This window comes from Aeromonas sp. R4-2, from assembly GCF_040908295.1.
In the GTDB taxonomy this organism is placed as follows: domain Bacteria; phylum Pseudomonadota; class Gammaproteobacteria; order Enterobacterales; family Aeromonadaceae; genus Aeromonas; species Aeromonas veronii.
The window spans coordinates 20,295-46,107 of record NZ_JBFODL010000015.1; the positions used below are offsets into that span (position 1 = coordinate 20,295).

The following is a 25,813-nucleotide window of genomic DNA, read 5'->3' on the forward strand; positions in this document are numbered from 1 at the left end:
TCACCGTTTCATACTATCCCTGGCCATGCCCTCCGCGGGTGTGGCCTTTTATCGAGAGCGTCTTTATGAAGAGCGTGATGAAAAAACAACTGTTGATGGGGACCGTGCTGCTGATGGCCAGTAGTCAGGTGTGGGCCGATGCGGCCAGCGATCTCAAACAGAAGCTGGCGGGGGTGAGCCTCTTCTCCGCCAAATTTGCCCAGACCGTCTATGACAGCAAGGGCAAGGAGCTGCAAAAGGCCAGCGGCGATCTGCTAGTGCAGCGGCCAAACCGTTTCAACTGGCACACCACCTCGCCGGACGAGAGCCTGATCGTGGCTGATGGTCAGGATGTCTGGGTCTATGATCCCTTCGTCGAGCAGGTGACCGCCCTCAAGCTGAAAGATGCGGTGCTCAACACCCCCTTTATTCTGATCGCTGGCAATGACGACAAGTTCTGGAAGAACTATGACGTGACCCAGCAGGGGGATGTCTATACCGTCACCAGCCGCAACAAGGATGAGCTGATCGCCTCCTTCCGTGTCACCTTCGACAGACAAGACAACATCAGTCGTTTCGATGTGAAAGAGGCGCAGGGGCAGTGGAGTGAATTCACCCTGAGCAGCTTCAACCGCAAGCCGGTGCTCAAGGGCAACGAATTTGTTTTCAAGATCCCGAAGGGGGTCGAGCTGGACGACCAGCGCTAATGAGCAAGCGGTCGTTGGATTGCTCGCCACTGCGCCAGTCAAAGGCGAGTGGCGTGACGTTGGGTGGTCAATACAGATGAGCAACTTGTCGCTGGATTTCTCATCGGACTTTCGTCCGCTGGCGGCCCGGATGCGGCCGCAAAACCTCGACCAGTATATCGGTCAGCAACATATCCTGGGGGCTGACAAGCCCCTGCGCAAAGCCATTCTGGCGGGTCACTGCCACTCGATGATCCTGTGGGGGCCGCCCGGTACCGGCAAGACTACGCTGGCGGAGTTGATGGCTCACTACTGTCAGGCGGAAGTGGAGCGACTCTCTGCGGTCACCTCCGGTATCAAGGAGATCCGCGCCGCCATCGACAAGGCCAAGGAGAATAGCTGGCGCGGGGTTCGCACCATTCTGTTTGTGGATGAGGTGCACCGCTTCAACAAGAGCCAGCAGGATGTGTTCCTGCCTCATATCGAAGATGGCACCATCACCTTTATCGGTGCCACCACCGAAAACCCCTCGTTCGAACTCAACAACGCACTGCTCTCACGAGCTCGGGTCTATCTGCTCAAGCGACTGGAGGAGAGCGATATTCTCGCCATGCTCGATCAGGCGATGACCGATCCCCGTGGTCTTAATGATCCGGCACTCACCTTTGCCCCCGGCGTCAAAGAGGCGTTGGCTAAGGCAGTTGATGGGGACGGGCGAAAATCCCTCAACTATCTGGAGCTGTTGGCCGACATGGCCGAAACCGACAGCACAGGGGCGCGGGTGATCGACAGTGCCCTGCTCGTCGCCGTGGCGGGGGAACATGTGGCCCGCTTCGACAAGGGGGGGGATCACTTCTACGACCTCATCTCGGCGGTACACAAATCCATTCGCGGCTCGGCGCCGGATGCGGCGCTCTACTGGTATGCCCGTATGGTGAGTGCCGGCTGCGATCCGCTCTATATTGCCCGCCGCTTGCTGGCGATTGCCTCGGAAGATGTGGGCAATGCCGATCCCCGAGCCATGCAGGTGGCGCTATCTGCTTGGGATTGTTTCCACCGCATCGGACCGGCGGAAGGGGAGCGGGCCATCGCCCAGGCGATCGTCTACCTTGCCTGTGCGCCCAAGAGCAATGCGGTTTACACCGCCTGGAAGGCAGCGCTCAATGATGCCAAGAACCTGCCTGACTTCGAGGTGCCGGTGCATCTGCGCAATGCGCCAACCCGGCTGATGAGCGATCTGGGCTATGGCGCCGAGTATCGTTACGCCCACGACGAACCGGGTGCTTATGCCGCAGGTGAGGAGTATTTCCCGCCCGAGCTTGCCGGCAAGCAGTACTATCAGCCGACCGAGCGTGGCCTTGAAAAGCAGATCGGCCAGAAGCTCGATTATCTCCACGAGCTCGATCGACAGAGCCCGCAAAAACGGGGCCGATAGTCCCCTATTTGGGCCAGCAGAATGAAAATTGGTCAGACACCGGAATAATTGGGGTGTTTGACCCCACAAGTTGGCAAAAACGACCCAAATAGTCCCTGTTCGGGCAGGGGGGCGGTCTGCTACACTGCCCCTCTGACCCCGTTGGTTTCGGCCTGATACCATCTTCTTGATTTCGAAGGCCTGACTCTCAAAACGACGGGGGCGCCAACCGATGTTAACTTCCGGATCTGTTTTCCCGCCCGTCATGATGACTCAGGCCCAGATCCCTTTTACAAAAAGTAGGTAACCCATGCTGGATCCCAAATATCTGCGCAGCGACATCGACGAAGCTGCCGCTCGTCTGGCGACACGTGGCTACGCTCTTGACGTAGCGGCTGTCAATGCTCTGGAAGAGAAGCGCAAGGATCTGCAGTCCCGTACTCAGGAGCTGCAGGCCGAGCGCAACGCCCGCTCCAAGTCCATCGGTGAGGCTGCCCGTCGCGGTGAAGATGTTGCTCCGCTCAAGGCTGAAGTGACCAAGATCAACGACGAGCTGGAGACCAGCAAGGTTGAGCTGGATGCTTTGCTGGCCGAGCTGAAAACCATTGCCGACGCCATCCCCAACCTGCCGAGCGAAACCACCCCGGTTGGTCGTGACGAAAACGACAACGTGGAAGTGCGTCGCTGGGGTACCCCGCGTCACTTCGACTTCCCAGTACGCGATCACATCGATCTGGGTGAAGCGGCCAAGGGTGTAGATTTCAAAAACGGCGTCAAGCTCTCCGGTTCCCGTTTCGTGGTGATGAAGGGCCAGATTGCCCGTCTGCACCGCGCCCTGGCCCAGTTCATGCTGGATCTGCACACCCTGCAGCACGGTTACACCGAGTGCTACGTGCCTTATCTGGTCAACCCGGACAGCCTGTACGGTACCGGCCAGCTGCCGAAGTTCTCCCAGGATCTGTTCAATACCGGTATTGACGGCGAAGGGGAAGAAGAGGGCAAGGTGCGCAAGTTCTCCCTGATCCCGACTTCCGAAGTGCCGCTCACCAACATGGCGCGCGATGAGATCTTTGAAGAGCAGGAACTGCCGATCAAGATGACCGCTCACAGCCCGTGCTTCCGTTCCGAAGCAGGCTCTTACGGTCGTGATACCCGTGGCCTCATCCGTATGCACCAGTTCGACAAGGTCGAAATGGTACAGCTGGTTCACCCGGAGAAATCCTGGGAAGCGCTGGAAGAGATGGTGGGTCACGCCGAGAAGGTGCTGCAACTGCTGGAGCTGCCGTATCGCGTGATGGCGCTCTCTACCGGTGACATGGGCTTCTGCGCTGCCAAGACCTACGATCTGGAAGTGTGGCTGCCGGCCCAGAACACCTACCGCGAGATCTCCTCTGTCTCCAACTGCACCGACTTCCAGGCGCGCCGCATGCAGGCTCGCGTGCGTGTCGATGGCAAGCCGCAGCTCATTCACACCCTGAATGGCTCCGGTCTGGCTGTAGGCCGTACTCTGGTCGCCGTGATCGAGAACTACCAGCAGGCAGATGGCCGCATTGCCATCCCGGCTGCGCTGCAATCCTACATGGGCGGTCTGACCCACATCGGGTAAGCGCTCGTTGCAGACGACAACGCCATGGCCATGCCATGGCGTTGTGCATTCTGGCGCCGGTCAACCGTTTTTATCGTGAATAAATCTGCGTTTCCGGCGCCTCTTTGAACATGTAACACAATTTTATCAAGCATTGCGCAATCGTTTTTGTTAGACTGCGCCGCAATTTCGCAGGACATCTTTTTCTATGGTCTGGATTGATTACGCCATCATCGGCATCGTCGGTTTTTCTGCACTCATCAGCCTGGTGCGCGGCTTCGTCAAAGAGGCCATGTCTCTCGTCACCTGGTTCGTTGCCTTCTTTATTGCTAGCCATTTCTATCCTGATCTCGCCGCCTATTTTACCTCTTTCTCCGATGCGCTGGTGCGCAACGGTCTGGCCATCGCGGCCCTGTTCGTGGCAACCCTGATCCTGGGCAGCGTGGTGAACTACGTGGTGGGTCTGCTGGTGGACAAGACGGGGCTCTCCGGTACCGATCGGGTGCTGGGGGTCTGCTTCGGCGCAATTCGCGGGGTACTGATCGTCAGTGCCCTGCTTTTTTTCATGGATACCTTCACCAGCCTCTCCCAAAGCGACTGGTGGGCGGCATCCAAGCTGGTGCCGGAGTTCAAGCCGGTGATCCAGTGGTTTTTCGGGTTCATGCTGAACTCTTCGAGTTTTCTTAAACAGGTATAGCGACTTCGAGGTAGCAAATACATGTGTGGTATTGTCGGTATAGTTGGCACCACCCCCGTCAATCAGGCCCTCTACGACGCCTTGACGGTGTTGCAGCACAGGGGACAGGATGCCGCCGGGATTGTGACCATTGACAGTGGGAACTTCCGGCAACGCAAGGCCAATGGCCTGGTCAAGGACGTGTTTGAAGTGCGCCACATGCAGCGCCTGCAAGGGAACATCGGCATCGGTCATGTCAGATATCCCACCGCAGGCAGCTCCAGTGCCGCAGAAGCCCAACCTTTTTATGTCAACTCTCCTTACGGGATCGTGCTTGCCCACAACGGCAACCTGACCAACGCCAAGGAGCTCAAGGAGCAACAGTTCCGTGTCGCGCGCCGTCACATCAACACCACTTCGGACTCCGAAGTGCTGCTGAACGTGCTGGCTCACGAGCTGGACCGCTGTGACAAGATGGCGCTGGCGCCCGCGGATATCTTCGCTGCGGTGCGCAAGACCCATCAGCAGATCCGCGGTGCCTATGCCGTGGTGGCGCTGGTGATTGGCCACGGCCTCATCGGGTTCCGTGATCCCAACGGCATTCGCCCGCTGGTCCTCGGCCGTCGTCAGGATGAGCAGGGGCAGGTGGAGTACATGCTCGCCTCCGAGAGCGTGGCGCTCGATGCCATCGGTTTCGAGACGGTGCGTGACATCGCGCCGGGCGAGGCGATCTACATCACCGAGCAGGGCCAGCTCTTCTCCGAGCAGTGCGCGGAGAACCCGCAGATGAGCTCCTGCATCTTCGAATATGTTTACTTTGCCCGTCCCGATTCGTGCATCGACAAGGTGTCAGTCTACGCCGCCCGTCTCAATATGGGTCGCAAGCTGGGTCAGAAGATTGCCCGCGAGTGGGAAGATCTCGATGTGGACGTGGTCATCCCCATCCCCGAGACCTCCTGCGACGTGGCGCTGGAGATCGCCCACACCCTGGATCTGCCATACCGTCAGGGCTTCGTGAAGAACCGCTACATCGGCCGTACCTTCATCATGCCGGGCCAGACCCAGCGCAAGAAGTCAGTGCGCCGCAAACTCAACGCCATCAGCTCCGAATTCAAGGGCAAGAAGGTGTTGCTGGTGGACGATTCCATCGTGCGTGGCACCACGTCCGAGCAGATCATCCAGATGGCCCGTGAAGCGGGGGCAGCCAAGGTCTACTTCGCCTCGGCGGCGCCGGAAATTCGCTTCCCCAACGTCTATGGCATCGATATGCCCACCGCCAACGAGCTGATCGCCCACGGCCGTGAAGTGGAAGAGGTGTGCAAGCTGATTGGCGCTGACGGTCTGATTTTCCAGGATTTGGAAGATCTGGAAGCCGCCGTGCGGGAGATCAACCCGGATCTGCGTCACTTCGAGACCTCGGTCTTCAATGGCCACTACGTCACCTCCGACGTGGACCAGTCCTATCTGGATCACCTCAACGCCCTGCGCAACGATGACACCAAAGCGGTGCGTGAATGGCAGGAAGGCACCAGCAATCTGGAAATTTTTAACGAAGGAAGTTAAACGTTTGCGGTTTTGCCGGATGGGATAGCGAGATGGGGGCCTGTGGCCCCCATTGTCGTTTTTACCTAACACGGGCAGAAGGGGGAGGAGATATCTGTTTGAAAAACATCCGTTTATCTTGCCGTATATGGGCATGGCCAGCGGGATCCGCTAGCATAGGCGGCAACATATATGACCGATACGCTTTTAAGAGACGAGAGTTCAGATGGATGATCTGCTAGCCCCAGTGCGCCAGTTTTTGCAGTGCGAGACCCCGGATGAGTGGGTAGAGATGGCGCGGGATCCGGCCCGTTTACCGACCCTGCTCATCGATCACGCCAACTGCGAGACCAAGGCCGCACTCACTGCCCACAGTCTGGTGCGCCGCTATTGCCTGCCCAAGGGCAAGCGCCATCTGCTGCCCAAGCTGGAGTTCTATCGCGAGCTGGATGCCATTCCGGAGAAGGCCGAGATCCTGGGCAAACGCAGCATGGGGGAGTCTGATCGCACCGTCTTTGCCGAGCTGGAGCGCAATCCGCTGCTGTTTCCCATGGTGCGGCTCATTCAGGAGGAGCTGCATCACTTCGAGCAGGTGCTGGAGATCATGCAGGCCCGCGGCATCGAATACGGGCCGGTGACGGCCTCCCGCTATGCCCGCCAGTTGATGCAGCATGTGCGCACCCATGAGCCGGCCACCATAGTTGACAAGATGATCATCGGCGCCTATATCGAGGCCCGCTCCTGCGAGCGTTTTGCCAAGTTGGCGCCCCATCTGGACGAAGAGCTGAGCCGCTTCTACGTCTCTTTGCTGCGCTCTGAGGCGCGCCACTATCAGGATTACCTGAGCCTGGCCGAACAGTACGCAGGGGAGGATATCAGCGAGCGGGTGGCCTTCTTTGGCAAGCTGGAAGCCGAGCTAATCTGCTCGCCGGATCCGCAGTTCCGGTTTCATAGCGGCCTGCCTGTCACATCTGACAGTTGTTGACGCACAGGGGGCAAACTACTATTGCCCTGTTCCTACTACGAGCGACAAGTAGTTACTTTTGAGCGCAATTCCCGGCCCTGAGCCGGGATCTTTTTTTCTGTCGTACCTCCTTCCTGCTTTTGGCGCTCTATGCTGAATCCCTGGCTATTTTTGCGTCTTCCCCTTGCGATGAAATCCTGTTCGAACAGCCGGTTATTGTGGTGATAAAGTGCTCATTCAGGTGGCTCACCCTTGTAGAAACGGGCGAAACCGTGTACTTTTTTGCCTTCGCAAGATTTGAATAACCAATCAATAGGAGCGTGTATGCGCATTGTTCTGTTGGGGGCTCCGGGCGCCGGCAAAGGTACCCAGGCTCAGTTCATCATGGAAAAACACGGTATTCCCCAGATCTCCACCGGCGATATGCTGCGTGCGGCGATCAAAGCGGGCACCGAGCTCGGTCTGAAAGCCAAAGCTGTGATGGACGCAGGTCAGCTGGTCTCTGACGACATCATCATCGGTCTGGTCAAGGAGCGCATCGCTCAGCCGGACTGCGCCAAAGGCTTCCTGTTGGACGGTTTCCCGCGCACCATTCCCCAGGCGCAAGCCATGAAGGACGCCGGTGTCGTGGTTGATTTCGTGCTGGAGTTCGATGTGCCGGACGAAGAAATCGTCAAGCGCATGAGCGGCCGTCGCGTTCACTCCGGCTCCGGCCGTACCTACCACGTGGTGTTCAACCCGCCGAAAGTGGAAGGCAAGGATGACGTGACCGGTGAAGATCTGGTGATCCGCGCCGACGACGAAGAGACCACAGTACGCAAGCGTCTGGATGTATATCATCAGCAGACCGCGCCGCTGATCGGTTTCTACGGCAAAGAGGCGGAAGCGGGCCATACCCGTTACGTCAAGATCGACGGCACCCAGCCGGTTGATCTGGTCAGCAAGCAGCTTGCCACCATTCTGGGCTGATCTTTGCTGTCGGCACTGTTTCCCGTGCCATCAGATAAATAAAGAGAAGGGCCCTGTCGGGCCCTTTTTGCATAATGACAGATAGACAGGAAGCCAACGTGACCACGAAAACCGGAATATTGCTGGTCAATCTGGGTACCCCAGCCGCACCGACCACCGCTGCCGTCAAAGCGTTCCTCAGCCAGTTCCTGCACGATCCCCGTGTGGTGGACCTGCCCCGTTACCTCTGGTGCCCGCTGCTCCACTTCATCATCTTGCCGACGCGCTCGCCCAAAGTGGCCAAGCTCTATCAGCAGGTGTGGACCGAGCAGGGCTCGCCGCTGATGGTGATAAGCAAGCAGCAGCGCGCTGCGCTGGAGCAGGAGCTTAAGCGGGAGGGGGTCGAGGTGCCGGTGGAGCTGGCGATGACCTATGGTTCTCCGTCAGTGAATGATGGCTGGCAGGCGCTCAAGGCCAAAGGGGTCAACCGGGTGATCCTGTTGCCGCTCTATCCGCAATATTCGGTCAGTACCACCGCCTCGGTCTTTGATGCCTGGGGCAAGGCAATGAAGAGAGAACGCAATCTGCCGGTGGTACGGCTCATTCGTGATTATCACGCCCATCCCGAATACATACAGGCGCTGGCCATGAGTGTGCGTCGTCACTGGGAGCAGCACGGTCAGGGTGATCACCTGTTGATGTCGTTCCACGGTATTCCCGAGCGCTACGAGAACGAAGGGGACCCCTATGGTCACCAGTGTCGCCACACCGCCACTCTGCTGGCCGAGGCGCTCGGGCTGGAGGCCGGGCAGTGGACGGCCAGTTTCCAGTCCCGCTTTGGCAAGGAGGAGTGGCTCAAGCCCTACACAGACGTGACCATTGGCGGTATGCCTGCTGCGGGCATCAAGCGGCTCGATGTGATTTGCCCTGCCTTTGCCGCCGACTGCCTCGAAACCCTTGAGGAAATTCAGGTACAGAATCGGGAGATCTTCATGGAGGCCGGTGGCGAGCGGTTTGAATATATTCCGGCCCTCAACAGCGATCAGGCCCATATCAGGATGATGGTCTCGCTCATCTGCCGCGAATTGGCATGAGTGACCGGCATTCAGTCAAACAAGGAGTCGAGTCATGGTACATATCACGCTGATTTATGCAGGTCTGCTGGGGCTGCTGTTTCTGGGGCTCTCCTTCTGGGTGGTCAGACGCCGCGCCCAGTTCGGGGTGATGATAGGGCAGGGGGAAGCCCCCGAGCTGCTGGCGGCGATCCGGGCCCACGGTAATTTTGCCGAGTATGTGCCGCTGACCCTGCTGCTGATGGCGCTGTGCGAGTTCTCCGGTGCCGGTGTGCTCTGGCTGCATGCCGGTGGCGCCATGCTGCTGATCGGCCGCATCCTGCATGCCATCGGCATCCAGATCCCCAAAGCCCCCAATGTGCCCCGTTTTCTGGGCACCTTGCTGTTCTGGCTCGCCCTCGGCCTCTTTTCGGTACTGGCCCTGTTGCAGGGCATGGCGGCCGTCTGAAAACAGGCGCTTTTTTATGCTATGGAACCACCCCGGACGGGGTGGTTTTTTTATGGTGAAAAGGCAAACGTTTTTCCTTGCTGGCCTTGTCTATACTGACTCCATTATTTAAACAGGGCGACTTTTCGGGGCGGCGGATTGTGTTAAAATCCCGCCCCTCTTTCCCCCAGAGCACAGAACATTGCCATGAAATTTCCCGGTCAGCGCAAGTCCAAACACTACTTCCCTGTCGACAGACGCGATCCCCTGGTTCCGCAAAATCCCCTGTTAACCGAGCTGGGCAAAGCCTACGTTGTCGGGATTGATCAGACCCTGGTTGATATTGAAGCCCATGTGGATGAAGACTTTCTGACCCGTTATGGTCTGAGCAAGGGGCACTCCGTCGTCATCAATGACGACGTGGCCGAACGGATTTATGACGAGCTCAAGGCCAACAACATGGTGGTGAGCGAGTTTGCCGGTGGCACCATTGGCAACACGGTACACAACTACTCGGTACTGGCCGACTCCCATTCCATCCTGCTGGGTGTGATGAGTCAGGACATTCGCATCGGCTGCTACGCCTACCGTTATCTGTGCAACACCTCTTCCCGTGTCAATCTGGACTATCTGCAGCCGGTTGATGGCCCCATCGGCCGTTGCTTCACTTTCATCACCGAGTGCGGCGAGCGCAGCTTCGGCATCAACGCCGGCAAGATGAACCAGCTGGATGTGCAGCACATTCCGGAGGATGTGATCAAAGGGGCATCTGCCCTGGTGATCACCGCCTATCTGGTGCGTGGTGACGATGGTGATCCGATGAAAGAGGCGGCCATGACCGCGGTGCGTTATGCCCGCGAGGCCGGTATTCCCGTGGTGCTGACCCTGGGCACCCGTTTCGTCATCGACGAAAACCCCCAGTGGTGGCGCGACTTCATTGCCGAGAACGTGACTGTGCTGGCGATGAACGAAGACGAAGGTGAAGCCCTGACCGGTATCGCAGATCCGCTCGGTGCGGCCGACAAGGCGCTCGACTGGGCCGACATGGTGCTCTGTACTGCTGGCCCCATCGGCCTCTATATGGCGAGCTACACCGACGAGGACTACAAGCGCGAGACCACTCATACCCTGTTGCCGGGCGTTATCCCCGAGTTCAACATGTATGAGTTCAGCCGCCCGATGGCCCGTGCCAAGTGCCGCAAACCGGCCCGTATCTACTCCCACATCTCCCCGTATATGGGTGGCCCGGAGAAGATCAAGAACACCAACGGGGCAGGGGATGGCGCGCTTTCCGCCGTGCTGCACGACATGGTGGCCAACTCCTATCACCGGATGAATGTGCCCAACTCCGCCAAGCACATCTCCGAGTTCCTGACCTACTCCTCACTGGCCCAGGTGTGCAAATACGCCAACCGTGTCAGCTACGAGGTGTTGGCCCAGAGCAGCCCCCGTCTCTCCCGCGGTTTGCCGGAGAAAGAGGACAGTCTGGAAGAGGTTTACTGGGAGCGTTGATCTCCTGAATCTGCAAGACGCCTCCATCGGGAGGCGTTTTTGCAGGCAAATGGGAGTTATCCCGGCTTTTTTCCCGGAATAACCCCAATATGCTTGAGTCCATGTCACTTTTACGACACCATTTGGCCATCGTATTGTCGCCCGACAATGCCGCAGCACCCGAAAGAAAGAGAGAATCCCATGAGCATGCTTAACGACAACCTTGACGCCAATTTCCAACTGTTTATCGAACAAGTCCGCGAGTCGGGTCAGGTGTGGGGTCTGCGCTATGGGGAAGACTGGGTCGTCTGCCGCTCCGCCGAATTTGAAGATGCCGACGTGATGCCGCTCTGGTCTGCCGAAGAGGACGCCCGTCTGCACTGCGTCGACGAGTGGGCCGATTACGAGCCGGAAGTGATCGATCTGGAAGAGTTTCTCGATATCTGGATCAACGATCTGGATGAAGATGATGTGCTGGTCGGCCCGAACTGGAACGCCGATCTGGAAGGTCAGGAGCTCGAACCCATCGAGCTGGCCAAGGCACTGGTTGAACTGGACGCCTGAAAGCGCCTCCATTGATGGTCTGAACGCACAGGCCATCGGGACAAAGACCGGCATCCGTGAGGGTGCCGGTCTTTTTTATGGTCGAATGGCCTGATTGATGAGTTAAAAGCCGATTTGCCTTTGCACCTGTCAGGGGGATGGTCCATCATCAACCTTTTGCCAAGGGAGGAGCGCCATGTTTGTATTCGACGTAACGGGAGCTGCGGGTGAGAAGGCCAGCATTCGGGTGCAGGCGCTGGATTGGGCGCAAGTCGGACCTGTGACCTTCCAATGCGATGATGATCAGCTGGCTGTCGTGCTCCTGAGCGGTTGTCGTTGCGACGCGGTGGGCTTTTTCAATCTGTTGGCGGGGTGCAAACCCCTCTATATCGAGCAGTGGCTCAGCTATCTGCAAGAGAGCGGTCGCATTGGCAAGTGGAGTCACCAGACCGAGAGTCCCGCCGATGGGGACTATCTGGCCAGAGCAGGTCTGGAGCACGATGAACTCAATACCCTGCTTGGCCAGGTCTATCAGGTGGCGGGGTTCAATCGCCTGCAAATCAACCGTTACCTCAAGAACCGCCACAACCCCACCACACTGGCGACCCGGTACGATCAGAAAGAGCTGGAGCGCTATCGCCAGCTCAATGACATCATTCTGACCCTTTTGAAGCTGAAGCATCCTCAGTAAAGAGCCCCAGTTGGCTGATATCCGGTCGCAGCGGTTGCGGCCGGGCGATCAGATAGCCCTGCAAGCCATCGACGTACATCCCCTGCAGCAGCTGTTTCTGGCCAAGCTGTTCCACCCCCTCTGCAATCACCTGACACCCCATCCGATGTGATACATCGACGATCATCCGCACGAACTGCTGGTTGGTCTGATCCTGCTCCAGTCCGGTGAGAAGGGCAGGATCCAGCTTGATGTAGTCGGGCTTGAGCTCGCGAAACAGGGTAAAGGAGCCGATCCCCTTGCCGAAATTGGCGATGGCCGAGCGGCTGCCGTTGCGGCGCAGCAGTTCAAACACCCGCTTGGCGCCGGTCAGGTTGCGTTCCAGATGCTCTTCATCCAGTTCGAACACCAGATTGGCGCTGGTATTGGGATCTTTGAGCAGCTGGCGGTCAAGCCAGATCAGGAAGGCGCTGTTTTGCAGCAGGTTGGGGGAGAGGTTGATCCCCCAGCGACTCTGGTTGGCACCAAAGGCCCGGTACTGACGCATGATGTGGGTAATGACCAGCTGCTCCAGCCGCATCACCATATCGAGCCGCTGGGCCATGGCAAACAGGGTGTCGGTGGGCAGGGCGGTGCCGTCATTGCCGCTGAAGCGGGTGTAGATCTCGTTGTAGGCCAGCATGCTGCGATGCAGGGGCTGGATCGGCTGGTAGGTAAAGCTGAGGCGCTCCTGTGCCAGCACTTCGGTCAGCACGTCTCGCCAGTGGTGTTGCCCTTGCAGCTCGGAGGCGCTGTCATCCTGCTGGATGGCCCAGCCGTTGATGGTTTCGGTCTGGGCGCGAGCCAGCGCCAGATCCGCTCTGGCCAGCACGGCTTCGATCTTCTGGCCGCTGCTGAGCTTGGTCAGCCCGGAGTAACCGGTGCTCTCCAGCTCGTGCTGATCCTGATAGTGATCGAAGGCCACCTTCAAATCCTGCCCCAGCAGATGGGGAGGAATATTGGCCACCGGTTGCACCAGCACGGCGAAATCAGCCCCCGAAATGCGGTAGACCTGATTGCCCGGGAAGCGGCTTACCACCCGCTTGATAAGGGCCGCCATGTCCTTGATGTAGGCATCACCAGACTGGAAGCCGCGCTGGGCGTTGATCTTGCCAAGCTCGGTGGCACGGATCAGCACCAGGGTCGCGGTTTGGGTGTCCTGATCCCGCTGCAGCAACTCGGTCATGTCGCGGCGAAACGCGTGGCGGTTGAGTAGCTGGGTCAGCTCGTCGGTGGTGGCCAGGTTGCTGAGCTCGGTCAGCTGGCGATGAGCGCTCTGCTCGGCGCTTTCGAACTGTTCCAGCAGCTGTTGCAGTACCTCCTGGGAGGCGGGCTCATCGAGTTGTGAGGGATCCCGCCCTCTGATCGCCTTGACCCAGGTGAGCTCCTGATGCTGGAGCATGCCATCCATGGTGCGGATGGCCAGCATCAACAGCAGGATCATGCCAAGCAGTGTGGTGGCCAGAATAATGGCCAAAGTGAGCGGTGTGCTCTGAAGGGCCAACCAAACTGCTTGCAGGAGCAGCAGGGGTATGGTCACTATGGTGGCGATCAGAAAGAGGGTACGTCCGAGCTTGTGAACCATCTTGTCATCCTTGAAGTGGCTGCTTTGTGGGGGAATTTTAACCAAGCTGGCGGAGCAAAGCATGCTATTCCTCGCAACTCGGTGAAAAGGGTCAATTGAGATCGGTTAAATGTGAGTGAAACCACTTTCACAGGTGCCGAAACAGGCGAAGATGAGTTGAAAATAGATCAAACAAGGCAGAGGTAAATCATGTTGTTAGAGCCCGAAAATAGTGCCAAAGCACGACAATTATTGAACCAGAGTATGGCACTGGTGCTGGCGGGTGGACGTGGCAGTCGCCTGAAGCAGTTGACTGACAACCGCGCCAAGCCTGCCGTCCATTTCGGTGGCAAATTCCGGATCATTGATTTTGTGCTCTCCAACTGTATCAACTCGGGGATCCGCCGCGTTGGTGTAGTCACCCAATACAAATCTCACAGCCTGCTGCGTCACCTGCAATCGGGCTGGTCCTTCCTGCGTTACCAGATGAACGAATTCATCGACCTGCTCCCTGCCCAGCAACGGGTGGATGAGGTGCACTGGTATCGCGGCACCGCCGATGCCATCTATCAGAACGTCGATATCATCCGTGACTACGGCCCCAAATACCTGGTGGTGCTGGCGGGGGATCACATCTACAAGATGGATTACGCCGCCATGCTGCTCGACCATGTGCGCCTTGGTGCCAAGGTGACGGTCGCCTGTATCGAGGTGCCGCGGGCCGAGGCATCCGCCTTCGGGATCATGGATATCGACGAGCAGCGCAAGATCCGCGCCTTCGTCGAAAAACCGGCCAATCCGCCCGCCATGCCAGGTTGCGAAGATCGCTCGCTGGCCTCCATGGGGATCTATATCTTCGAGGCGGAGTACCTCTACCAACTGCTGGAGGAGGATATTCACAATCAGGACTCCAAGCACGACTTCGGGATGGATGTGATCCCCCGCATCGTGGAGGAGGGGCTGGCATTTGCTCACCCCTTCAACATGTCCTGTGTCGGGGCGCGCGAGGGGCAAAAGCCCTACTGGCGTGATGTGGGAACGCTGGACTCGTTCTGGGAAGCGAACATGGATCTCGCCTCCGTGCTGCCCGAGCTCGACATCTACGATCAGAACTGGCCCATCTGGACCAGCCAGACCCTGACGCCACCGGCCAAGTTCGTGCAGGATCGCAACGGTCAGCATGGCATGACCATCAACTCCATGTTCTCGGGCGGTACCATCGTCAGCGGGTCGTTCGTGCTCAACTCGGTGCTCTTTACCAATGTGCGGGTGCACTCCTTCTGCACCCTGGATCAGGCCATCATCTTCCCCGGGGTCGAGATTGGCGCCGGTTGCCGTCTGCGCCGGGTGGTGGTGGACAAGGGATGTGTGCTGCCCGATGGGCTGGTGGTGGGCGAGAATGCCGATGAGGATAGCCGCCGCTTCTACCGCTCCGAGCAGGGGATTGTGCTGGTGACCAAGGAGATGCTGGACAAGCTGGTTTGAGGAAAGTCCTTGAAACTGTGTCAGACGCTGTAATGCAAAGGGAGCCAAGTTGGCTCCCTTTTTCATGCTGGTGAATGGCGAGGATTATTCGCTAACCACCGCTTTGGCGGCCATCACCATAGCGGTGCCGTGCTTGCCACCGGCGGCGGTCACTTGCGGTACGCCATCTTCATCGGTGTCGCTGCCGGCACCTTCGATGATGTTCTCGCCGGAGTCACCGATCCACTCGGCCATCTGCATGCCACCGTTGACGGTGCCACGGAACCAGCTGACGTACTGACCGGTCAGCTTTGCCAGCTCCAGCTCGGGCGCCTTCTCGGCCCCTTCGTTGCGCAGGTTCAGCATGGCAGAGCGCAGGGCGCCGGAGATGGCAGCCTGGGTCCAGGGAGTGTATTCACCCTGCTTGCCAGCCAGCCAGGTTCCCGCCTTGGCATTGAAGTAGGCCTTGTCGGCGGCGATAAACAGTTCGCGCGCCGCGGTGCGGTACTTGGCATCGGAGGTGGCGAGGAACGCAGCCGTCAGACCACGGATGGCGGCGAACTGTGCATCGATGGAGTGGCTGGCATCGAGCTTGCCACCCAGGGTGATGCCATCATGCACCAGACCATTTTTGCCCTTGAGGTTGGCAAGGATGAAATCGGCCTGTTTGCGGATCAAGTCGAGCGCCTCTTGACCCTGCTGGGTCTTGAGGTTCAGCTCGCCATTGTCACCGGCGGCGTAACCGACCGGCAGCGCATCCTGAGCGCGCTGGAAGATCTGCAGGGCGACCAGTGCGTAAGCGGCGTCAAAGGTGGTGACGTGCTTGCCCTGTTTGCCTGCCTGCCAGCTGTCGACCAGGGTACCAGCCTTGGTATCAAAGTGCAGGGCTACCAGGTTCTTGAAGGTGTGGTTTGAGAGATTGATCGCCAGCGAGAAGGCATCGCTGCCCGCGACCGCTTTGCCCAGGTCATTGGTCTTGTTGGCAGCCGGTGCGGCGGCAAACGGCGTACCGTCAAACACGGCGTGGAAGGCCGGGTTCTGGTTGGTGTTGGCGCTGCGCTGATCGCTGAAGGCATAGAACTCGGAGAGCGGCCACAGCATCATCCAGGCATCGCGCAGCTGGGCGGAGCCATCCACCACCTCCAGCTTGCCGATGGCACCGGCATCGTTGTTGCTGGTTTCGGTCACTTTCACCTGATGGGGGAAGTAGACAACGCCCTTGGCCGGATCGTACTGCGGGGTGATCTTGGCGCCCAGTTGCTTGCCATCGAAGCCAAGCTGGTTCTGCATGATGGCCAGCTTGTCGATGGATTGCTCGGTCAGCATCATGCCGTTGAAGCCATCGGCGGCAGAGACGCCCAGCTTGTGCTTGCCATCCTGATCCATGGTGGCGGAGGCGGCTTCTACCTCTTCATCGGTCTCGGCTACGTGCATGCCGCCGAGGAAGTCCTGCGACCACATCACCTCTTTGAGCAGGATGCCGCCTACCGCTGCGGGCACCAGCAGGTTGTCACTGCCGCTCCAGCGCAGGGTGCTGTAGTCACGGAAGTAGGCGGGCACCTGGGTCTTGACGGTTTTCTCGGTCCCTTTGGCGGTCTTGATGGTGATCTGGTCGCCATTGACCGGGGTGGCGTTGACGGCCTGGGCAAACTCCGGATTGGCGGAGGCGTAGGGCAGGGAGAGGGGATACATGCCCTGCGGCACTTCATCAGCCGGGAAGCCAACGGCATCGGCCATGGCCAGCACCCGTTGCCCCAGAGAGGCCATGGTACCACCACGGGCCAGGTTTTGCGGCCCGTTCACCAGATGAGGGCCCATACCGGATTGGTAATTGAGGGCGTACATCGCCTCTTCGGAGTATTCGTAGGATTCGATGCCGGCAGCGAAGTCGAACGGGGTCGGCTCATCGGCACGGTTGGCATCCAGCACATCCAGATCCAGCCCCAGCGCTTCGGCCAGCGGCTCACCGGAGAGCTCGAATTCGGTATAGGCCAGCATGTTGGCGGCGGTATTGAATGTCTTGTCTTCGACTTTGACGGCAGCGTGTGCGGCGCCGCTAATCAGTGCGCAGGCGATCGCCTGAACCAGTACGGTTTTTCTCATGTCCCTTCTCACCATTGGTTTTATTATTGACGCTTCTCATGACGAATCTAAATGAGAATGGTCAGCATTATGCTGTGTTGACGGGGACTTGAGAAGTAAAAAACCGCCCCATTCGGCTGCACGTTGAACCGGATGTGCGCTGTCGAAGAGGACGGTTATCTGCTTATTGCGCTGAAAGTGCCAGCGCTGCGGGGATCAGAGCAGCTTGAACGGGATGACCAGACGGCCCGGCTCTACCTTGAGGGCTTCGACCTTCTCCTTGATCCTGGCTTCGTTCTTGCGGCTGCTGTCGAGGCGGTAGACCGGGGTCTGCGACAGGAACAGGGAGAGCGACTGATTGAAGGTGGGCAGCAGCGGGGTGAGGGCGGCCCCGATATCGGCCGGCTCGGTCTTGACCGAGACCAGTTCAAGGTCGCGCAGATAGATGGCGCCCTGATCGGCCACATAGTCCGGACGGGCACTCAGGGCAAAGCGGATCTTCATCTGCTGGCTGCCAAGGGGGCTGCTCACCTGCAGGTCGCCAGCGGCGTCCAGCTCGATGCGATCTGCTTGTTTGCGGCCGATACGGCTCTGCATCTCGTCCAGACGGATCTTGCTCGACATGATACCGGGGATCCCCAGCTGTTTTTCAAAAGAGACCTGATCCTTGAGGTACTGGTTGATTTCGGCCTCGCTGACGTTGTACTGGGTCAGGGAGCAGGCCCCCAGCAGCAGGGCGAGGGGGAGTAACAACAGCTGTTTCAACATGATGGATTCCGCTTGGGCAACTTTGATGGCGCTATCTTACGCGATAACGGGCGTGGAATGAGAGCCTCATACCGTGGGAAATCACGGAGTTGCTGCATTCCCGATTGTTTTTTGGCAACCGCCGGGTTCATCATCAACGGATGAATCGAGTAGTGCCGATCAGTTGGCTGCAGGCGTTGGGCCACGTCTGAGCCGAGTAGCCTGAGCGGAGCACAAGAAGAGAACAGAGAACGAGGAGAGCGCAATGGTTCGGATGGGCAAGATTGGCCGCAGGGCGCTGCTGTGGCTTGGCTGTATGATGGGACTGTGGAGCCCGTCGCTGTGGGCTGAGGTGAAAGTGATCCCGGTCTTCGAGGCTCAGGCGGCGGTGCAGACCCTCAAGGAGATCTATCCCCAGCTTGGGGTCAGCGCCATGGGTAACCAGTTGGTGCTGAGCGGGACGCCAGCCCAGCTGCAGGAGGCCGAAGCCACGCTGGCGCAGATCAACCAGCCACCGCAAAGCCTGCTTATCGAGTGGCGGGTCGATGGTGCCGCCAGCGGTCAGCAACTGGGGGGCTCAATCAGTCGCGACGAGGCCAAGCGGCAGTGGCTGGTCGATGGCAACGCCCAGCAGTACCAGCGCAGCCAGAACGACAGCTGGCAGGTGCGCGGGCTGTCTGGCCGTCCCGTGCTGCTGCAGATGGGCTCCTATCAGCCGGTGACTTTCTACCAATGGAACGGGGGGGCAGTGGTGGGGATGATGCCGCTGGTGAACGGCCTCTATGCCACGGCCACCTTGATTGGCGATCGGGTGCAGATTGCGCTGAGCAGCGAACAGGCGAGGCTGGATCAGGGCTCCATCAATCGTGGGCAGAGTGCCACCGAGGTGAGCGGGGCCCCGGGCCAGTGGCTGACGGTGGGGGAGCTTTCGACCAGCTCAGCGGATCAGGGGAGTAGCCTCGGCACCCAGCTACAGGGCGGGCGAGGCAGCCAGAGCGAGCGCCAGACCCTGCAGATCCGGGTCACTCGTCAATAGGTGTCAGCCCCGTCAGTGGGGCTGATCTGCGGCATATTCCCGCAGTTGGCGGCTGCGCAGCAGATACCAGAACGCCCAGAGGCTGGCGACCAGCACCAGTGCGGTGGGCCAGCTGAATGACCACTTCTGCAAATTGAGGCTGTGCAGTTGCATCAGCAGGCCGCTGACGGCAGAGCAGAGCAGCAGCAGCGGGCTGTGGCGCCGGAGTCTGGCGCGAATGCTCTGGGTCTGCTGATAGGTGCCCCCGCAGGCGAGCAACGCCAGCATGGCGGGTACGTCGGTCAGCAGGCTGATGTAGAGGGTGATCTTGTCCGGATAGAAGAGAGTAAGGATCTCGCTGCCGCTCTCGCGGGTCACTCCCGCCATCAGAAATAGCCAGACCGAGCGGGTCAGCAACAGGGCGATGGGCCAGAACCAGAGGGGCGGGCGCAACTGGCCGTGATCGTCATATCGGTGTTCGGGGTAGAGGGTCATGGTTGCCCGTTATCCACTTGAATTGAGTGATGAAGGGGATATGGGGCGACGAAGCATCCTTTGCAAGGCGTTGGGCGTGGCGCAAATTAATCGGGGGACCATGCCCCCCAATCCGTTTCTTCAGATATCGCGGTGCGCGTCGGCGGCGTTACAGCCAGCCTTTGCGCTTGAAGAAGAGGCCGGTGCCGAGCGATGACATCACCATCAGCACCAGTGACATGGGATAACCATACTCCCAGGCGAGCTCCGGCATGCGGCCAAAGTTCATGCCGTAGATACTGGCGATCAGAGTCGGCGGCAGGAAGATCACGGCGGCTACCGAGAAGATCTTGATCACCTTGTTCTGCTCCAGATTGGTCACCCCCATGGAGGCCTCCAGCTGGAAGTTGATCTTGTCGAACAGGAACTGGGTGTGGGGCAAGAGAGACTCCACGTCGTGCAGCATCTCGTCGATCCACTTGTTCTGCTCAAGGCTCATGCGCTGGCGCAGGCTGCGTTTGAGGAAACGCAGGGCGCGGCGGGTATCGTGCAGAGAGAGACGGATCTGGCCGTTTGCCTCTTCCTGTGCCATCAACTCTTTCAGCATGGGGTTGATCTGATCCGGCTCGAAGATCTGATCGGCGGTGTTTTCCAAGGTCTTGTAACCATCTTCGATAAGGTCGGAGAGGTACTCCACCTTGAGGTTCTGCACCTCCAGCAGGATGTCGAGGGCATCCTCCACCTCCAGCCGATCCTGGCGCATATAGTGGCGCAGCAGGCGCACCAGCCCGATGTCATCTTCGCGAATGCTGATCAGCAGGTTGTTGCGCAGGGTAAAGGAGACGTGGACACCCTTGGTGTCACGACCGATCCGCTGGGGAAACAGGGAGTGAATGTGCAGACCATCGGTATCCCAGTAAAAACGGGCGGATGCTTCGATGTCGTCGAGCTCTTCCTTGTCGGGGACCTCTTCCAGGAACAGGCCCGTCAACCATTCTCGCTCTGCCGTGTCCGGCTTGTAGGCATCCAGCCAGACCGTGTTGTCAGGTACTATGTCGTCAGGCCCGAGCGTGACTATGTCCAGCACCTTGTTATTGAGAATGTAGGCGGTGATCATCTGTCCCCCCTTAAAAAGTCATGGGTAATCAGGGATGGTTGCACAGGTCATGCGGCCTTAGATCGCTGCAGAAGGCGATCCCGTGGATAAGCAGATCGGGCCGATGGAAAACCTGAATGCGGCGAACTATACAGGGGCGGGCCGCGCTTGTCAGGGGCTATTCATCAGGGATTCAGCTTGTTTGTTCAAAAAAACAGCGAGGTCGGATCACCTGAGCGGCTATGCGGGGTAGAACCCGCCTTTGGCTGGGGGAGGGGCAGCTGGGGCTGCTTGTTGCCGCTGCCCCGCTTCATCACATATTCGGATAATTGGGCCCGGAGCCCCCCTGTGGCGGCGTCCAGATAATGTTTTGACTGGGGTCCTTGATATCGCAGGTTTTGCAGTGGATGCAGTTGGCGGCGTTGATCTGCAGTTTGGCCGCGCCTTCCATTTCAAGCACTTCAAACACCCCTGCCGGGCAGTAGCGTTGGGCGGGCTCGGCCCAGGTGGGCAGATTGACCTCGACCGGAATGCGCTCGTCCTGCAGCTTGAGGTGGCAAGGCTGATCCTCGTCGTGACTGGTGTTGGCCAGATACACAGACGAGAGCTTGTCAAAGCTCAGTCTGCCATCGGGTTTGGGGTAATGGATGGGCTCGCAGCGGCTGGCCACGCGCAGCTGACGGTAATCGTGAGCCTTATCGAGCAGTTTGAAGGGCGAGTTTGCGCCAAACAGCCGTTGCTCCAGCCAGTTGAAGACACCGCCCAACCAGGGACCATAGCGATGAAGAGCCGCGCCGAAGTTGCGCGCCGCCTTGAGTTCGCGGGCCAGCCAGCTCTGGTGCAGCTCGTCATCATACTGGGCCAGATCCCGGCCCCCTTCATCGCCCCCCCGCAGGGCCATCGCGACGGTTTTTGCCGCCAGCATGCCGGACTTCATGGCTGTGTGGATCCCCTTGATGCGGGAAAAGTCGAGGGTGCCCGCATTACAACCGATCAGCAGGCCGCCCGGGAAGTGCATGCGGGGCAGGGCGTGCCAGCCCCCCTTGGTGATGGCGCGTGCGCCATAGCTGATGCGCTCCCCATCTTGCAACACGCCAGCGATAAGCGGGTGATGTTTGAGGCGCTGGAATTCGTCGAACGGGCTGAGCCAGGGATTCTGGTAGTTGAGATCGACAATCAGCCCGACCGCCACCTGATCCCCCTCCATGTGATAGAGATAGAAGCCACCGTGGCTATTGCTGCCCCCCTGCTTGCCGAGGGGCCAGCCACTGCCGTGCAGCACCTGTCCTGCGTTGCCTTGGCCTGCTGGCAGTTGCCACAGCTCCTTGAAGCCGATGGCATAGTGCTGGGGCTGGGCAGGGCTTGCCAGGTTGAAGTCGGCGATCAGCTGCTTGCCGAGATGACCGCGGGCTCCTTCGGCAAAGAGGGTGTAGCGGCCGAGCAGCGCCATGCCGGGCACATGATCAGCTTTTGGATTGCCCGCCCGATCCAGCCCCAGATCGCCGGTGATCACCCCCTTGACCCGGCCCGCTTCCATGATAAGTTCGCTGGCGGTAAACCCCGGGTATATTTCGACTCCCTTTTTTTCCGCCTGCTGGCCGAGCCAGCGGCAGAGATTGCCAAGACTGACGATGTGACAGCCCTCATTGTGCATTCGGGGCGGCACGGCCCAGGCGGGCAGTTGCAGGGAGCGGTGCTCGCTTTGCAGCAGATGTACCTGATCGTCGCTGACTGGCACGCCGAGCGGTGCTTGCTGCCAGCAATCCGGCAGCAGCTCTTGCAAGGCGACGGGATCAAACAGGGCGCCGGAGAGCAGGTGGGCGCCAATTTCCGCCCCCTTCTCCAGCAGACAGACAGAGAGAGTGGCATCCTGCTGTTTCAGGGCGATGGCTGCACTGAGCCCCGCCGGACCGCCGCCGACGATGACGACATCAAATTCCATTGCTTCCCGTTCCATCTTGCCTCTGCGCTCTGGTTGGCCTAGGGTAATGCTGGTAGTTTACGTAAACGTAAAGCAGTTGTAAGCAAAACTGAGCAAGAAAAAGCAAAAAATCAGGGAAGAGCGTACTGCAACAAACGCAGAGGCACACTAATGAATTCAATCCAAAGAGACGAGGCATGACCCCATGAAGCTGCTGGTCGCAATCAAACGGGTAGTCGACTACAACGTCAAGATCCGGGTGAAGGGAGACGGCTCCGACGTGGAGCTCGCCAATGTGAAGATGGGGATCAACCCCTTTTGTGAAATTGCGGTGGAGGAGGGGGTCAGGCTGCGGGAAGCCGGGGTCGCCAGCGAGCTGGTGGTGGTGACCTTTGGCCCGGACGCGGCGGCCGAGCAACTGCGCCATGGGCTGGCGTTGGGGGCGGATCGGGCGCTGCATTATGTCACCGATGAGACGCTCACCCCGCTGACTGTCGCCCGCGCCTTGCACAAGGTGTGTGAGCAGGAGCAGCCGGATCTGGTGCTGCTCGGCAAGCAATCCATCGATTCAGACAACAATCAGGCGGCCCAGATGCTGGCTGCCCTCAATGATTGGCCGCTGGCGACCTGCGCGTCAGCCCTCAAGGTGGAAGCGGGAGAGCTGCTGGTGACCCGCGAAATCGACGGTGGCCTCGAGACCCTGGGCATGCCGTTGCCTGCGGTGGTGAGCGCCGATCTGCGTTTGAATGAACCGCGCTTTGCCTCGCTGCCCAACATCATGAAGGCCAAGCGCAAGCCGCTTGATAGCGCTCCGTTCTCGACACTCGCCGTTGAGATGGCCAATCAGACCCGCTTGCTAGGGGTGATGGCACCGCCAGCCCGCAGCGCCGGGATCAAGGTGGGCTCGGTGGACGAGCTGGTGGACAAACTCAAACACGAAGCGAAGGTGCTGCCATGAGCGTGCTGATCATTGCCGAACATCATCAGGGCCATCTGGCCGACAACGTGGCACAACTGGTCACCGCCGCCGGATCCATCGGCGGTCAAGTCGACCTGCTGTTACTGGGTCAGGGGCTGACCGAGGCGGGTGAACAGGCGGCAGCTCTCGGCGGCGTCGACAAGGTGTTGCTTGCCGAACATCCCCGCTTGGCCGACGGGCTGCTGGATGGAGTGGACAAGCTGCTGGCCACCTGGTGTCAGGGTTACAGCCACTGCCTGATGGCGGCGAGTGCCATGGGCAAGGCGCTGCTGCCACAAGTAGCGGCCCGGCTCGGGGTGGAGATGCTCTCCGAGGTGACGGCTATCGAGAGCAGCGACACCTTCCTGCGCCCCATCTATGCGGGCAATGCCATTGCCAGAGTGGCAAGCTCGGCGCCCATCAAAGTGATGACGGTGCGGGCCACCGCCTTTGCCAAGGCGGCGACGGGCGGGCAGGCTCTCATCGAACGCTTGGCCGTGCCCGAATTCGCTGGTCGTACCCGGTTGGTCGAGCGCCGCGCGGTGCGCTCCAGCAGGCCCGAACTGACCGCCGCCCGGGTGGTTGTCTCCGGTGGCCGGGCACTGGGGTCCAAGGCGCAGTTTGCCCTGATTGAGGCGCTGGCCGATAAGCTGGGTGGGGCGGTGGGGGCATCGCGGGCCGCCGTTGATGCGGGATATGTCGCCAACGATCTGCAAGTGGGGCAGACCGGCAAGGTGGTGGCGCCCGAGCTCTACATCGCGGTCGGCATTTCGGGCGCCATCCAGCATCTGGCGGGGATGAAGGAGTCGAAGGTGATCGTGGCCATCAACAAGGACAGCGACGCCCCCATCTTTCAGGTGGCGGACTACGGGCTGGTGGGGGATCTCTTCACTCTGCTGCCGGAGCTCACCGCCAAACTGTAAATTTGTCAGAAATGGCTGAGCTGTGGTCGTTTATGCGCTCTGTCCGCCATTTCTGTGCATGTTCCCTGCAAGCCCTGACCCGTTCAGGGCTTTTTCTACTGCAAGGGGGATGCAGAATGACAGTAAAAGGTTGAGCCAGCTCCCAAAAAGCCTTTGATCCGCTGGCTGCTCTTGTGTAAAACCTGACAAGTCATCGATTACTCTCATCCACTCACGGAAAGCGTCATGAGCAAACAGATTTACAACTTCTGCGCCGGCCCCGCCATGCTGCCGGTTGAAGTCATGGAGCGCGCCCAGCGCGAATTTTGTAATTTTCAGGGGCTGGGAGCCTCGGTCATGGAGCTTTCCCATCGCGGCAAGCCCTACATGGCTGTTGCCGAGAAGGCCGAAGCGGATCTGCGTGAGCTGCTGGCGGTGCCGGACAACTACAAGGTGCTCTTCATGCACGGCGGCGGCCGCGGTCAGTTCTCCGCTGTGCCCATGAACCTGCTGGGCGGGGCCAACAAGAAGGCGGACTTCCTGCTGACCGGCGTCTGGTCCCAGAGCGCGGTGGATGAAGCCAAAAAGTATGGCGATATCCAGACCTTTCAGGGGGTTGCCAAGAACGAGCAGGGGATCTCTCACCTGCTGCCGACCCCGGCGTTTCGCGCCGATGCGGCCTATGTTCACTACTGTCCGAACGAAACCATTGACGGCATCGAGATGTTCGACATCCCGGCCACCGGCGAGGTGCCGCTGGTAGCAGATCTCTCCTCCACCATTCTCTCCCGTCCTCTCGACGTGAGCCGCTTTGGCATCATCTATGCTGGTGCCCAAAAAAATATCGGGCCGTCCGGGCTTGCCATCGCCATCGTGCGCGATGATCTGCTGGATCAAGCGAGAGCCGATGTCCCCTCGATTTTCGACTACCAGCTCACTGCCAAGAACGACTCCATGTTCAACACGCCGCCCACCTACGCCTGGTATCTGGCCGGTCTGGTGTTCGAGTGGCTCAAGGAACAGGGTGGCCTCGAGGCGATGGAAGCGCGCAACAAGGAGAAGGCCGACTTCCTCTACGACTATCTCGATCAGTCGAGCTTCTACGGCAATCAGGTGGATGTCAGCTGCCGTTCGCGGATGAACATCCCGTTCCAGCTGAAAAATGCCGAGCTGGACAAGCAGTTCCTGGCAGAATCGGAAGCTGCCGGCCTGCTGGCCCTCAAAGGGCACCGCATCGTCGGTGGCATGCGCGCCAGCATCTACAACGCCATGCCGCTGGAGGGAGTGAAGGCCCTGGTGAGCTTTATGGATGGCTTTGCCAAGCGCCACGGCTGAAAAGAAAGTACATACGTGCTTGCTGGCGGCTTCTCGTGACAACCCGTGAGCCGCTTCCAGCTATTGCAGTGATTCAAGACGCCGGGGATACCCCGGCGTCTTTTTTTCAACAGAACCAGCGCGCTGGCGTTTGCCGTGCGATTTCCCCTGAAAGTGCCCTTGCCGAGCGGGACGCAGGCTGTTAACGTCCGGACAGGCGTTTATTTTTGAGATAGCAC

General features: G+C 59.3%; 23 protein-coding genes. 17 read left to right on the forward strand and 6 right to left on the reverse strand.

From position 1 onward, the window contains the following. Nucleotides 1-77 precede the first annotated feature (77 nt). The 12 genes from lolA to AB5Y99_RS14270 all read left to right on the forward strand — a co-directional run bounded on the left by lolA (nt 78) and on the right by AB5Y99_RS14270 (nt 12,019). Nucleotides 78-686 carry an outer membrane lipoprotein chaperone LolA gene (gene lolA / locus AB5Y99_RS14215; RefSeq protein WP_041202312.1) on the forward strand — a complete coding sequence of 203 codons (609 nt, stop codon included), beginning with the start codon at nt 78-80 and terminating at the stop codon, nt 684-686. A gap of 76 nt (nt 687-762) precedes the next feature. Next, nucleotides 763-2,100, forward strand: a complete 1,338-nt coding sequence (locus tag AB5Y99_RS14220; RefSeq protein ID WP_368209968.1) for a replication-associated recombination protein A — start codon at nt 763-765, stop codon at nt 2,098-2,100. 289 nt (nt 2,101-2,389) lie between these two features. Further along, nucleotides 2,390-3,685, forward strand: a complete 1,296-nt coding sequence (gene serS, locus AB5Y99_RS14225) for a serine--tRNA ligase (protein ID WP_017785405.1) — start codon at nt 2,390-2,392, stop codon at nt 3,683-3,685. A 187-nt stretch (nt 3,686-3,872) separates the two neighbouring features. Next, nucleotides 3,873-4,361 (forward strand): CvpA family protein, encoded by a 489-nt coding sequence (locus AB5Y99_RS14230; protein WP_033115174.1) that lies wholly within the window; start codon nt 3,873-3,875, stop codon nt 4,359-4,361. Nucleotides 4,362-4,382: 21 nt separating this feature from the next. After that, complete coding sequence (purF, locus tag AB5Y99_RS14235; RefSeq protein ID WP_368209970.1) at nt 4,383-5,903, forward strand: amidophosphoribosyltransferase; 1,521 nt, start codon at nt 4,383-4,385, stop codon at nt 5,901-5,903. 205 nt (nt 5,904-6,108) lie between these two features. Next, on the forward strand, nt 6,109-6,867 hold the full coding sequence (gene miaE / locus AB5Y99_RS14240) for a tRNA-(ms[2]io[6]A)-hydroxylase (protein WP_005346385.1): 759 nt from the start codon (nt 6,109-6,111) through the stop codon (nt 6,865-6,867). 303 nt (nt 6,868-7,170) lie between these two features. Continuing rightward, nucleotides 7,171-7,815 carry an adenylate kinase gene (adk, locus tag AB5Y99_RS14245; protein ID WP_005337083.1) on the forward strand — a complete coding sequence of 215 codons (645 nt, stop codon included), beginning with the start codon at nt 7,171-7,173 and terminating at the stop codon, nt 7,813-7,815. 98 nt (nt 7,816-7,913) lie between these two features. After that, on the forward strand, nt 7,914-8,888 hold the full coding sequence (gene hemH / locus AB5Y99_RS14250; protein ID WP_368209971.1) for a ferrochelatase: 975 nt from the start codon (nt 7,914-7,916) through the stop codon (nt 8,886-8,888). Between the two features lie 34 nt (nt 8,889-8,922). Beyond that, nucleotides 8,923-9,315 carry an MAPEG family protein gene (locus AB5Y99_RS14255; protein WP_368209972.1) on the forward strand — a complete coding sequence of 131 codons (393 nt, stop codon included), beginning with the start codon at nt 8,923-8,925 and terminating at the stop codon, nt 9,313-9,315. 186 nt (nt 9,316-9,501) lie between these two features. Then, complete coding sequence (locus AB5Y99_RS14260; protein ID WP_005337079.1) at nt 9,502-10,806, forward strand: inosine/guanosine kinase; 1,305 nt, start codon at nt 9,502-9,504, stop codon at nt 10,804-10,806. A gap of 180 nt (nt 10,807-10,986) precedes the next feature. Continuing rightward, nucleotides 10,987-11,349 carry a DUF2750 domain-containing protein gene (locus AB5Y99_RS14265; RefSeq protein WP_005337077.1) on the forward strand — a complete coding sequence of 121 codons (363 nt, stop codon included), beginning with the start codon at nt 10,987-10,989 and terminating at the stop codon, nt 11,347-11,349. 175 nt (nt 11,350-11,524) lie between these two features. After that, nucleotides 11,525-12,019, forward strand: coding sequence for a hypothetical protein (locus tag AB5Y99_RS14270; RefSeq protein ID WP_043825189.1), 495 nt, complete (start codon nt 11,525-11,527; stop codon nt 12,017-12,019). Here AB5Y99_RS14270 and AB5Y99_RS14275 read toward each other — a convergent pair. Beyond that, nucleotides 11,982-13,622 carry an EAL domain-containing protein gene (locus AB5Y99_RS14275; RefSeq protein ID WP_368209974.1) on the reverse strand — a complete coding sequence of 547 codons (1,641 nt, stop codon included), beginning with the start codon at nt 13,620-13,622 and terminating at the stop codon, nt 11,982-11,984. The genes AB5Y99_RS14270 and AB5Y99_RS14275 overlap by 38 nt on opposite strands. Nucleotides 13,623-13,811: 189 nt before the next feature. Here AB5Y99_RS14275 and glgC point away from each other — a divergent pair, with 189 nt between their 5' ends. After that, nucleotides 13,812-15,086: a glucose-1-phosphate adenylyltransferase gene (glgC, locus tag AB5Y99_RS14280; protein ID WP_139429679.1), complete on the forward strand. Its 1,275-nt coding sequence runs from the start codon at nt 13,812-13,814 to the stop codon at nt 15,084-15,086. 84 nt (nt 15,087-15,170) lie between these two features. On the opposite strand, the gene AB5Y99_RS14285 is transcribed toward glgC, so the two are convergent. Further along, entirely contained in the window at nt 15,171-17,168 is a 1,998-nt protein-coding gene (locus AB5Y99_RS14285) for a hypothetical protein (protein WP_236317282.1), read from the reverse strand. A 195-nt stretch (nt 17,169-17,363) separates the two neighbouring features. Continuing rightward, on the reverse strand, nt 17,364-17,915 hold the full coding sequence (locus AB5Y99_RS14290; protein ID WP_005337065.1) for a lipoprotein: 552 nt from the start codon (nt 17,913-17,915) through the stop codon (nt 17,364-17,366). 244 nt (nt 17,916-18,159) lie between these two features. On the opposite strand from AB5Y99_RS14290, the gene AB5Y99_RS14295 reads away from it, so the two are divergent. Beyond that, nucleotides 18,160-18,930, forward strand: coding sequence for a hypothetical protein (locus AB5Y99_RS14295; RefSeq protein ID WP_368209975.1), 771 nt, complete (start codon nt 18,160-18,162; stop codon nt 18,928-18,930). 12 nt (nt 18,931-18,942) lie between these two features. Here the strand turns inward: AB5Y99_RS14295 and AB5Y99_RS14300 are convergent, their stop codons facing one another. From AB5Y99_RS14300 to AB5Y99_RS14310, 3 genes are all read right to left on the reverse strand, one after another. After that, entirely contained in the window at nt 18,943-19,404 is a 462-nt protein-coding gene (locus AB5Y99_RS14300) for a DUF2919 domain-containing protein (protein ID WP_368209976.1), read from the reverse strand. Nucleotides 19,405-19,552: 148 nt separating this feature from the next. Next, nucleotides 19,553-20,500, reverse strand: coding sequence for a magnesium/cobalt transporter CorA (gene corA, locus AB5Y99_RS14305; RefSeq protein ID WP_005337059.1), 948 nt, complete (start codon nt 20,498-20,500; stop codon nt 19,553-19,555). Nucleotides 20,501-20,792: 292 nt separating this feature from the next. Beyond that, nucleotides 20,793-22,436, reverse strand: coding sequence for an electron transfer flavoprotein-ubiquinone oxidoreductase (locus AB5Y99_RS14310; RefSeq protein ID WP_323892451.1), 1,644 nt, complete (start codon nt 22,434-22,436; stop codon nt 20,793-20,795). Nucleotides 22,437-22,605: 169 nt separating this feature from the next. Here AB5Y99_RS14310 and AB5Y99_RS14315 point away from each other — a divergent pair, with 169 nt between their 5' ends. The 3 genes from AB5Y99_RS14315 (at nt 22,606) to serC (ending at nt 25,595) form a co-directional block, all read left to right on the forward strand. Beyond that, nucleotides 22,606-23,358 carry an electron transfer flavoprotein subunit beta/FixA family protein gene (locus AB5Y99_RS14315; protein WP_204379684.1) on the forward strand — a complete coding sequence of 251 codons (753 nt, stop codon included), beginning with the start codon at nt 22,606-22,608 and terminating at the stop codon, nt 23,356-23,358. Next, nucleotides 23,355-24,281, forward strand: coding sequence for an electron transfer flavoprotein subunit alpha/FixB family protein (locus AB5Y99_RS14320; RefSeq protein ID WP_204379685.1), 927 nt, complete (start codon nt 23,355-23,357; stop codon nt 24,279-24,281). The genes AB5Y99_RS14315 and AB5Y99_RS14320 overlap by 4 nt, the downstream gene beginning before the upstream one ends. Before the next feature lie 225 nt (nt 24,282-24,506). Beyond that, entirely contained in the window at nt 24,507-25,595 is a 1,089-nt protein-coding gene (gene serC, locus AB5Y99_RS14325) for a 3-phosphoserine/phosphohydroxythreonine transaminase (protein ID WP_042080392.1), read from the forward strand. The last annotated feature ends 218 nt before the right edge of the window (nt 25,596-25,813 follow it).